This is a genomic window from Corynebacterium camporealensis, from assembly GCF_000980815.1.
Classification (GTDB): domain Bacteria; phylum Actinomycetota; class Actinomycetes; order Mycobacteriales; family Mycobacteriaceae; genus Corynebacterium; species Corynebacterium camporealense.
This window is the reverse complement of sequence record NZ_CP011311.1, coordinates 90,744-100,787: the sequence shown is the minus strand read 5'-3', so window position 1 is coordinate 100,787 and position 10,044 is coordinate 90,744. Positions and strand designations below refer to the sequence as shown.

Below are 10,044 nucleotides of genomic sequence, written 5' to 3'. Positions count from 1 at the left end.
AGCTAAACCATAAAAGACTCCTTGTGTCACACTAGTGGACGTAGTCTTTCAGCGCACAACATGTCAGATTGAAGACCGGAACTCTATCCAGCCCCCTTATACGGAACAAACTTCAGACACTTCATTCTTTGCTAATTCAAGATTTATCCAAGACCACTGCAGGTTCAGAGAAAACGCTAGGCCTAAAGGCTCCTTGACTCCTATGTAGTGGACATATTTACTTCGCCAGAGAGGAAACACGTAAAATAGGCGCCGTCACAACACCAGCATTCGCAATCACTCCCTTATGGGTACTCATGCACCCCTATGGAGAAGCCCTTGGCGTATGGTGGTGGCCGTGCCGCAGAAGTCTCAGTCTGGGCAGCCGCGAACATTACTCAGAGTAAATATATCGCCCTAAAGGTTGGTGCGACAGAGGCGTCAATCCGCTTTCCGTGGGAGTCTCTCCTGCGCACTACACCAATGGGTGTGCGTGATCTAAGGAGGACGGAAATGCTTACAAAGAGGGAGAGGCATCTCAATCTATTTTGGCTTGCCCTGCTGGCCACGCCCAGCGCCGCCAACGTCTACTCATGCATCTCAACAAGTGAGAACGTTTTTCTACATCTTTAGGTTACTTGTCTTTACTAATCCTGTTCGTAGCTCTTGCGTACTTTCTCAAGGTGCGGTCAGGATGCAAGCCCGTAACCTTTATGAATAAATCGTTCCTCCCCCTTCTACTGAGTTATATCCCCAGCATTATCGGAAATTGGAACAACGGTCTTTCTTTAACAATTCTGGTCATCCCATTCATCGCCTATATATTTTTCCTGCCAATGAGCGAATTCAAAAATGGGCAAGCTTGACTCCAGACAAAGCAGAGCACCCTTAAACGGTTCGATTACTACTGCCCTCATTGGTAGTTGAAGATGTCACGCCATCAACAACTTCAGCCTGACATTTGGACATCGCCCGCTCACCACAACTTCGCATATGAGGTCAGCAATCGTCGACCTTCATCGCTTTCAAACGGGCTAACGCTATCCAAGAATTCAGGGATCTTCAACTTGCGCACCAACTTCACTAGCGTGCCCACGGAGACTCCCGACTCACCACGCTCCAGCCGGGCAATAGTCGACTCGGATACCCCAGACTTCCGAGACAGCTGCGCACGCGTCAATCTCCGCAGCTTGCGCCACTGCTTAAGGTCTTCACCCAGATTCCCCAAAGCCTCATTCTGGCGGCGCTGCTCTAAAGACACGAACTTCTTCTTTTCAGCAATGACCTTCCCTCCCACGCAGGTTCTCTATCCATAATACGACTAAACAGAAGCTATTTTTAGTCAGATATGACATATTTAATCCAGGCTATTTCGTTTGTTTCGTTTACTGGGTAGCCCGGAAGCATGACTCAAACACAGAAGAATCAACCAACCGCTGACCACACCGCTCAAGAAGCTCTGGAGCGACTCGATGCTGCTTTGGCCGCTAAACCAAAGCAGGACAAAGTTCCCGTTACCGTGGAAGAGCGCTTAGAGGCCATCCTCATTCCGCGCACGGTAGCCACTAATTTGAGGAAGCTCCTCGCGAATGCGGCTAAGGGAGTCGACGTCGACATCATCCCTGCTCAAGGAGAAATGACCACCCAGCAGGCCGCCGATATCCTTAACGTTTCGCGCCCTTACGTAGTCAAACTCATCGATGAAGGTGTCCTCCCCGCCCACAAGGTCGGCACGCACCGACGCATCGCCACAGAGGATCTTTACGAGTACAAGCGAGTCCAAGACATCAAGGTCCGTGCTGCATTAGATGAGCTCACCAGACTCGATGAAGAGATGGGGCTATACGAGTGAAACGGCTAACCGTACTCCATGCCGAAAACATTATTTACCCGACTTAACTCACGGTATACTCACTCCACATGCTCCTCTCTCACCACACGACAGCTCATAGTTAATGAAACTCCGCATTACGGTTTCAGTTCTCCTAATAACGGCAGTGATAGTCGGATCACTCTTAATCTGGAAGAGCACTGAAAATTCCGAAACTAGTGAAACGAGAAAGTCCCAAACAGCCACCTTTGTCGGGGTTTCAACTGAAACAGCTGGAAATCTAACCTCTAACGACAGAAACAATATATTTTGGACCTCTGAGGCCGACGACGAAGGGGCTGTGGCCTTCACAACGGCACCTGTTTACTTTCCGTCGTTGCTTAGAATAGAAACAGGATTTGCAATCCCCGATAGCGATTCAATCTTACTGCTACATCAAAATCTTCGCGATAAAGATGTCTATCCGATCCCTGGCCTAAACACAAGGACGCAAAGCTCTTCAGCCAGTTCCAGCAATAGGAAGCACGGAGTCTACCTATTCAACATTGGCAACTCCACAGCGCCTAACGCCAGAAAGTTAATCTCTTTTAATTCTGATCGTTTTCGAATTGTGGACCGCGAAAAATACGTCAGCGCCCTAACAGCGTGTGATGATGGCACCGTAAAATGGATGATGGCACCGTAAAATGGCTAGAATTCACACCCGACAATACTACCGCCGCTCAAGGCCCTGGGACAGCACAAATTGTAACTTGGCGCGCAGATGACACTCTTGAATTTTCTAAAATTTCATGGGAATTTTCCCGCGAACCAGGACACGAGAATCAGCTATCCTGCACTTCATCCTTAAGTAGAATCATCAGCGAAGATGATAGTGGAAACCCGCTGGTGCTGTTGTTAGAAGACCGGGGAAAAGTCACACATGTCAAGGATGAAATCAAGATTTCTAACCCCTCTCTACCAGCAATGGCTAGATTTTCAACCGTGTTTCAAGAAACGTTCTATTCGTTCGATGAGCAGAACAATTTAACTGCTATAGACCTTGCAACCGGGCGTCTTATCTACAAGAAACAAATAGACGTTAAGGGACCTTCCCCCGTCTCTATTACTTTCGATAACGATTATGCGTTTCTCGTTATTCGCCCGGATCGCTTCGATAACAAACAAGCAGTTCTGCCGATAGATTTGAAGAATCCACAGTGCACTGGGGCCGTTACTCCGCTCCTAGGATACGAGGACACTTCCCAAATCTCTAAAATCAAACGGCTTGGAGATTCTTTTATGGTCGCTACCTCGGTCCTTCCTAAGGACTCTGACTTTACTATTAACTGTGAAGGACCCTAACCAGCAATTAGGGTCCGGAACGAAAACAGCAAGCAGGCGACACTATACGTATCGCCTGCTTGTGTGTGTTTTGCGTTTTACCAGATGGTGACGCGCTTATCTGGTGCGAGGTACATCGGGCTGTCTTCGGGGACGTCGAAGGCTTCGTAGTACTCCGCGACGTTGGCGGCAATCAGGTTGCAGCGGAACTCGGCTGGCGAGTGTGGGTCGATGGCCAGGTACTGCTGTGCCATCTCCGGACGAATAGCCGTGCGCCATACGCGTGCCCAGGCCAAGAAGAGGCGCTGCAGGCCGGACCAGGTCTGCTCGGCAAGTTCTGGTTCGGCACCCTCGGCGGTGAATTCTTGCTTTTCACCGTGTGGGTCCAGGCCGTTTTCCTTGCAGTAGTTCTTGTAGGCCACCACTGCGATACCCAGTCCACCCAGGTCACCGATGTTTTCACCTAAGGTGAATTCGCCGTTGACGCCGGTGGACTCGATGCCCTTTTCCTTCAAAATGGTGGGCACCTGACCGTCAAACTGGCTGACTAGTTCCTTGGTCAGCTTCTCAAAAGCAGCGCGGTCCTCATCGGTCCACCAGGAGTTTAAGTTGCCCTTGCCGTCGTATTGCGAGCCCTGGTCATCGAAGCCGTGGCCGATCTCATGGCCGATGACGGCACCGATAGCACCGAAGTTCTCCGCAGCATCCGCGTCCGGGGAGTAGAACGGCGGGCGCAGGATGGCAGCCGGGAAGGTGATGTCGTTGACCGTCGGGTTGTAGAACGCGTTGACGGTCTGTGGCGAGGAATGCCACTCGTCGCGATCGGCAGGCTTGCCAATCTTGCCCAGCTCATAGTCATGACCGAAGGCAGCACCCACGCGGGAGTTCTGCACCAGGTCCTTACCCTCGGCAGAGAACTCCAGGCCACTGAAGTCGCGCCAGGAATCCGGGTAACCAATCTTGGACTTAAACAGCGAGAGCTTTTCCAAGGCACGCTCGCGGGTCTCCGGGGTCATCCACGGCAGGGACTCGATGCGCTCGCGATACGCAGAGGTCAGGTAGTCGACCAGCTGGTTCATCTCCTGCTTGGAAGAATCCGGGAAGTGCTTCGCGACGTACTTCTTGCCCACTTCTTCGCCAACGAAGCTTTCGACCAGGCCGAGGGCGCGCTTCCAGCGATCACGCTGAGTGGTCGCACCAGACAAGCGGGTGCCGTAGAACTCAAAGTTCTTCGCGCTGACTTCTTCGGTCAGCACGGCAGCGCGCGAAAGCAGGATGTGCCAGGTAGCCCAGAGCTGCCAGTCGGCCATATTGTCGGAGCTAAACATCTCTGCGAAGTGCTCCAGATAAGACGGCATCATGTTGATGACGCGGTGCTCAGGCATACCGCCACCGCGCAGCATGACCTGCACTATTTCTGGAAGATCAGCAAAATTAGTCGGGTTATAGGTCTTGAGCGCATCGCGAGTCGAAACCACATCCCAGTGGCCGGCAGCCAGCTCCTTTTCCAGCGCCACGATACGGGTTGCGGCAGCCTCCGCACCCAAACCGAACAGGCGGGCTGGTTCTAAGAACTCCAGCATCTGCGCAACGTGCTTCTCATAAGCTTCCAGCGTCTCGGCATGCGCAGGGTCGCGGTAATAAGCCTCATCTGGCAGACCCAGACCTGACTGAATGACATAAGGCAGTGCTTCTTCGGAGCCAGAATCCTTCGAGACCCAGAAGGTCACCGGGGCACCAACGCCCTCGCGTTCTAAAACACCAATGGTGCTGGCCAGCTCCTCCATATCAGCGGAGGTCAGGCGGTCCAGGTCGGCATCGATAGGCTCGAGCCCTGCCGCGTTCAGCGACTCAGTATCCATGAAGGATTGGTAAAGCGTACCGGGACGGCCGTCATCTTCCTTAACGATGTCATGCACCATCTCCTCGGCTTCATCCCGAAGCCCATGGAAGGTGCCATCTACTGCGCGATCGGCTGGAATCTCGTGGGATTCCAACCACGGTCCGTTGACAAACTGGTACAAATCTCTCATGCCAGCCACTCTATGCGAACACAGGTTAAGGTGTGGGCATGCCCCAGTACAGATTTTCTCCCCAACGGCCCCAGCGTATGTTCTGGGCAGTCACCGGGTTCCTGGTTATCTTGCTGGGCACCCCTGCTCTCTTGGCCGTCGCGTTGCCCACTGACACTCAAACTAAACCGGAAGAAGTGGTCATTTCTGGCCCCATGTCGGAGTGGAAAACCTCAGTTCCGGGCCTCGAATGCGAGCCTGACCCGATGGCTATCACCATGAACGGTTGGTACTGCGACGATCTCTACATCCAAGGCGCGCAGACCATCGACGTCGACGATGATGCACTCGCCCTCCAGCGCGGCGTTCGCGCCTACCAGATGGCTGAGATGCCCGAGGGCGAGGTCTACGAGGACAACGGCACCTTTGCGCTTTACGATGCCCCCTCCCGCACCCTCGCCTTTTCCTTTCCGCATCAGCAAGACAACATCGACCAGCAGGTCTTTCTCACCGGAAGTCCGGAAAACATCCTGCCTGTTGCCGAAGACATCTGGGACACCTTCACCGACGACCAGCTGCCTGAGGCAGTAGTCAAGGAGCTGCCATGAATACCTTCCTACGCGTCTTCCTCTACATCTTTCTGGCCATCGGTGGCGTCATCACAGCAAGCAGTCTGCTCTCCCCATTGATGATTTTGTCGGTGCCCCTTACCCTGCTCTGCCTGGCTATTGGCACCATCTACGTCGCCGTCGTCCTCGTTCTGCTCAAGCTCTCCCCATTGTGGGCAAAGCCCGCACCGCTGTGGGTAACCGCTTCGCTGCTGTGGGGCGGTGGCATGAGCATGCTGCTCGTCATGCCTTCCTCGCTGGGCGTTAGCGAGCTAGCCAGCGCCTATGGCCCCGACGCACTGGTGATGTCCTGGGCCGGCGGCTACCCGGAAGAAATCGCCAAGGCCTTCGGCATCTTCTTCATTTTGTTGTGCTTCCGCCAGTTCAACCGCCCCTGGCACGGTCTCCTCGTCGGCATCGTGGTGGGCTTGGGCTTCGAAATTAACGAAAACATCTTGTACGCCACCATGGGCGGTCCGACCCATCCCACCAGCGACTTGCTGGGTATGCTCACCACCTGGGGCGCACGCCTGCTTGCCGGACCACTTCTGCACGCCATCTTCTCTGGACTGGCTGGCTGGGGCATCGGTTGGGCACTCTATGCCGCCAACTGGTCAGCGGCCAAGCGCATCGCTGCTGCGGCCGGCTGGACCTTCGTGGCATTCCTGCTCCACTTCGCATGGAACTTCATGCCGACTTCCGATGTCGCCTACCTCATCCAGATCGCCGTGCTCTCGCTGACTATCTACCCACTGTTTATCTGGGTGATGTACAGAGCTTGGACCATGGCCAACAACGACCGCAGCTACAGCTACAGTCCCGGAGCAGTCAGCGTACTTAGCAGACCGTAGAAGAACCAGCCTGAGTCAGCGCCTGGTTCACGGCAGCACAGGCCTGGCGTTCTGCCTGGGCTGCGGCATTGGTCGCATCATCTACCTGACGATGGAACTGCGGCGGCACTACCTGCTTAATCTGGTTACCAACCTGCTGGCTCGACGTGCCTGGAACCTGAGGAGCGGACGGTGCACCAGGGCGGACTGCGCCGCGGACATCGGCAGTGTGCGCACCCGCTGGACCATAGGTATTCGCAGCAATGCTGAAGCCCGGACCACGCGAGACGGTGGCGTGCACGCGACGGTTATCCGCCCAGCCAAACTTGGTGCCGGTGACACCAGGGACGTGTGCGGTTCCGAAGTCCTGGCGGTAGCCATCGGCAGCAACAGGTGCTGCGTTGTTCATGCCACGGAAGAGCGGTGCGGCAGCCGGATCGCCATAGACGGCGTTGATGAACTTGGTGACGTCCTGGGTGGAGGTCGTCGAGTTACCCCAGAAACCATTGCGGTGAGTATTCGGCAGACCGTACTGACGAGCCACCGAGTCGATGGCCTGCGGATAACGACGATCCAGGTCAGTCGCAATGTTGTCATCGCTGTAGCGGATCATTTGTTCCACGCGTGCTTTATCGCCCGGGGCGCCGTGCTGCATGACCCACATGCCCAAATACAGCTTGGACAGCGACAATGCCGGGCGGGACTCGTGGCCATTCGCGGTGGAAATGGTGTGGCCATTATCCAGGCGCAGAGTCATCTGGGTGCGCGGTGGCACCTTGTTGGGATCAAAGTTAGGGGCGGCGTGAGCGACCGGGGCTGCGAGAACAGACAGGCTTAATGCCAGGGCAGCGCCCTTAAATGCACGAGAGAACATGGATAAATCATAAGACTTTGTTCTCCCTTGGTCTAGCTAATCCTCAATTTTCGTTGCTCGTGCGAAGCACCTGCCGCAGGTCGGCAGCATCTAATCCGTGCTTGCTGAGTATTGCACGATCCCTTGTGTAGCTAATACCTTCGGCGTCCCAATAGGGTTTCGCTCGAGCAAAATCATGGGACTGCCCATCCGCGCGCAGTACCCGCCACCAGGGAAGATCGCTGCCATGCCTACGCATAAAGCTGCCGATGTAGCGGGCACCCGTACCGGCAACCTTGGCGATCTCCCCGTACGTAGTCACGTTGCCGGGCGGGATGGCGGCAACGATGCGATGAATCTCGTGGAGGTTAGGGCTCAAGATTCAAAATGTCGTCGGATTCTTGTGGTTCTTCCTCCGGTGCGTCCTCGACTTCGCAGATGGTGATGGTGGCACCGGTCGAATCGGACAGCACACACAGCTTGCCGAAGGGCGATTCCATCGGCTCGCGAATCACCTCACCACCTAGCTCCACGGCCTTCTTCGCGGCTGCCTCGACGTCGCGAACGCCGAGGTAGGTCTGCCAGAAGCTCGGCACCTGTGGTGGGAAGTTGCCTTCAGCATTCCAGAAGCCTGCAAAGGCTGCGCCCTCTTCTTCTGCCGTGGCGTATTCCAAGTTTCCTTCAGAGCCAGCACCGCGGATTTCCCAATTGAACAGCTCCCCGTAGAAATCCAGCGCCTTGGTGAACTGCGTGGTCGCGGTGAGCTCATGCCAGACCGGAGTACCAGGCTCACCGGCAGCGATAAAGTGTTCTGCCGCAGCTGGCTGGATAAGGCCAAAAAGACCTCCTGCGGTGTCGACAAGCAGAGCCATGTAGCCCAGGTGGACTGGTTGGGCATCGACAAGCATACGCCCGCCCAGTTCCTGCGCACGTGCGCAATCGCCCTCAATGTCCTTGGACAGGAAGTAAGTCACCCAGGTATCGGGCATGGTGGCTTCTTCTGGCTGCGGAATCATGCCGCCAATGGGCAGGCCCTGCAGGCGGGCCATGCGGTAGCCGGTGTCATCGTCAGCAGTGACCTCCCAGCCCAGCACCTCTTCGTAGAAGTAGGCGGACTTGCGGGGATCCGACGAGGTCAAGTCAATCCAGTAGGGCATTCCTACTTCGGCTTCAAAAGCTGGCATGTTTACAGGTTCCTCCACTTTTCCGGGTCGAAATCGTCGTCAGCGGTGGCCTCGTCAAAGTAATCGTCGTCGTCCTCGCCCGGCGCGGCCACGCGTGCGCAGGCATCTTCAATGCAGACCTCATCGCCTGGGTGCAGGGCTGCACCACGTCGGGTTACTACCTCCCCATTGACGGTGACGGCACCAGCGTTAATGAGCTCTTTGGCTTCACCACCAGTGGCCACGAGGCTGGCAAGTTTAATGAACTGTCCGAGCTTAATGCTCTCGCCGGAAATAGGTACCTCTAGCATGCCGACCAGCTTACTTAGGTGGTCCGGCGCAGTCGCACGGCGGTACCCGTGGCGGTGACCAGCAGGATGTTGTTGTAGGAATCCATGGCCTCGTTGTACTGGTCGATGACCGAGTAATTAAAGGAAATGCCAATCACGCCATCTGCGCCCAACTCCTGCCCACGGTGCCAGAGCTCATTGAGCGCGGATTCGCGGACCTGGCCCGACTCTTGCTCATAGGGTGGCAAGCGCTTGGCAGTCTGGAATGCAGCGCCCAGGCTATTTTGGCTGCTCAAATAGGTGGCGGTCTCACCTGCAATGACGCGGATGTAGTCGGTGACCTCGTGCCCATCGACACTGTCGGAGGTAGTAAAAATCATGCCGCCATTCTAAAACACCGTGATAGCGCCTTCGTAGACCATGAAGGCACCAAAGCCGACAAAGATAATGCCGGCCAGCACGTCGAGGTGTGCCGAGTACTTCGCGAACCACCGCGCCGCCGCGCGCACCACCAACGCAAGCGTAGAGAACCACAGCAGCGACATCAGCGACAAAATCACTGCCACCGCGACTGTCCACGCAATGGACATCTCCGGGCGAATGAACTGGGCAAATACGGCACCAAAGAAGACCAGCGCTTTGGGGTTCGACAGGTTAGTCAGCAAGCCCAGGCGAAACGCCCGCCCGTTGGTCATGCCCTCGATGTCGCCAGCGTCAGTAACTTCGTCGGTGTAGTCCTCCACACGCTGGGCTTCGTGGCGGTTGCGCAACACCTGCACACCACCGCGCAGCGATTGTGTACCCATCCAAAAGAGGAAAGCACCACCGATGATCTGCAATGCGCCAAGCAACCCTGGTCGCACCGCAATCAGCGCCGACAGGCCCGCCAAGGACGCACACAACCAGAACACGATGCCGACAACGATGCCCACTGCACAGAGCAGACCCGCGGCCTTACCGCGTGGGGAGACGCGAATAATCTGCACCACGTCAGGGCCCGGCGTGACGATGACCGCAGCCCACACGCCCATCAGCGTGAATAGTGCGGCTAGCGTCATGCCTGGTCCTTACTTTTGTGTCTGGCTTGGTGTCTGTGGAATTGGTCTGGTTTATTGTGCGGGACGTGGGTGGATATAGCAAAGCGAGCAGCACTGG

Annotated in this window: 12 protein-coding genes; 4 read left to right on the top strand and 8 right to left on the bottom strand. The window is 55.7% G+C overall.

The window, feature by feature from the left end:
* Positions 1-955: 955 nt before the first annotated feature.
* Positions 956-1,276, bottom strand: a complete 321-nt coding sequence (locus UL81_RS00520) for a helix-turn-helix domain-containing protein (protein WP_052097754.1) — start codon at positions 1,274-1,276, stop codon at positions 956-958.
* Between the two features lie 108 nt (positions 1,277-1,384).
* Between UL81_RS00520 and UL81_RS00515 the strand changes: the two genes are divergently transcribed.
* The gene (locus tag UL81_RS00515) at positions 1,385-1,831 is read left to right on the top strand and encodes a helix-turn-helix domain-containing protein (RefSeq protein WP_035106036.1); all 447 of its coding nucleotides are present in this window, start codon (positions 1,385-1,387) and stop codon (positions 1,829-1,831) included.
* 645 nt (positions 1,832-2,476) lie between these two features.
* The gene (locus UL81_RS11745) at positions 2,477-3,154 is read left to right on the top strand and encodes a hypothetical protein (RefSeq protein WP_144407148.1); all 678 of its coding nucleotides are present in this window, start codon (positions 2,477-2,479) and stop codon (positions 3,152-3,154) included.
* Positions 3,155-3,231: 77 nt separating this feature from the next.
* Here the strand turns inward: UL81_RS11745 and UL81_RS00505 are convergent, their stop codons facing one another.
* Positions 3,232-5,166, bottom strand: coding sequence for a M13 family metallopeptidase (locus UL81_RS00505; protein ID WP_035106038.1), 1,935 nt, complete (start codon positions 5,164-5,166; stop codon positions 3,232-3,234).
* Positions 5,167-5,204: 38 nt separating this feature from the next.
* Between UL81_RS00505 and UL81_RS00500 the strand changes: the two genes are divergently transcribed.
* A complete protein-coding gene (locus UL81_RS00500; protein ID WP_144407147.1) occupies positions 5,205-5,753 on the top strand; it encodes a hypothetical protein in 549 nt (182 codons plus the stop codon).
* Positions 5,750-6,604: a PrsW family intramembrane metalloprotease gene (locus UL81_RS00495; RefSeq protein WP_035106040.1), complete on the top strand. Its 855-nt coding sequence runs from the start codon at positions 5,750-5,752 to the stop codon at positions 6,602-6,604. The genes UL81_RS00500 and UL81_RS00495 overlap by 4 nt, the downstream gene beginning before the upstream one ends.
* Here UL81_RS00495 and UL81_RS00490 read toward each other — a convergent pair.
* Genes UL81_RS00490 through UL81_RS00465 form a run of 6 tightly spaced genes read right to left on the bottom strand, consistent with a single transcriptional unit; the run spans position 6,591 to position 9,947 of the window.
* The gene (locus tag UL81_RS00490) at positions 6,591-7,457 is read right to left on the bottom strand and encodes a serine hydrolase family protein (protein WP_179944103.1); all 867 of its coding nucleotides are present in this window, start codon (positions 7,455-7,457) and stop codon (positions 6,591-6,593) included. The two genes, UL81_RS00495 and UL81_RS00490, sit on opposite strands and share 14 nt — an antisense overlap.
* Before the next feature lie 43 nt (positions 7,458-7,500).
* Positions 7,501-7,815: an MGMT family protein gene (locus tag UL81_RS00485; protein ID WP_179944102.1), complete on the bottom strand. Its 315-nt coding sequence runs from the start codon at positions 7,813-7,815 to the stop codon at positions 7,501-7,503.
* Complete coding sequence (locus tag UL81_RS00480; protein WP_046453129.1) at positions 7,805-8,620, bottom strand: VOC family protein; 816 nt, start codon at positions 8,618-8,620, stop codon at positions 7,805-7,807. Before UL81_RS00480 ends, UL81_RS00485 begins: the two co-directional genes overlap by 11 nt.
* 2 nt (positions 8,621-8,622) lie before the next feature.
* Positions 8,623-8,910 (bottom strand): RNA-binding S4 domain-containing protein, encoded by a 288-nt coding sequence (locus tag UL81_RS00475; protein WP_035106042.1) that lies wholly within the window; start codon positions 8,908-8,910, stop codon positions 8,623-8,625.
* A 14-nt stretch (positions 8,911-8,924) separates the two neighbouring features.
* Positions 8,925-9,269, bottom strand: coding sequence for a YbjQ family protein (locus UL81_RS00470; RefSeq protein WP_035106043.1), 345 nt, complete (start codon positions 9,267-9,269; stop codon positions 8,925-8,927).
* A gap of 9 nt (positions 9,270-9,278) precedes the next feature.
* Positions 9,279-9,947 carry a LysE family translocator gene (locus tag UL81_RS00465; protein WP_035106044.1) on the bottom strand — a complete coding sequence of 223 codons (669 nt, stop codon included), beginning with the start codon at positions 9,945-9,947 and terminating at the stop codon, positions 9,279-9,281.
* Between the last annotated feature and the right edge of the window lie 97 nt (positions 9,948-10,044).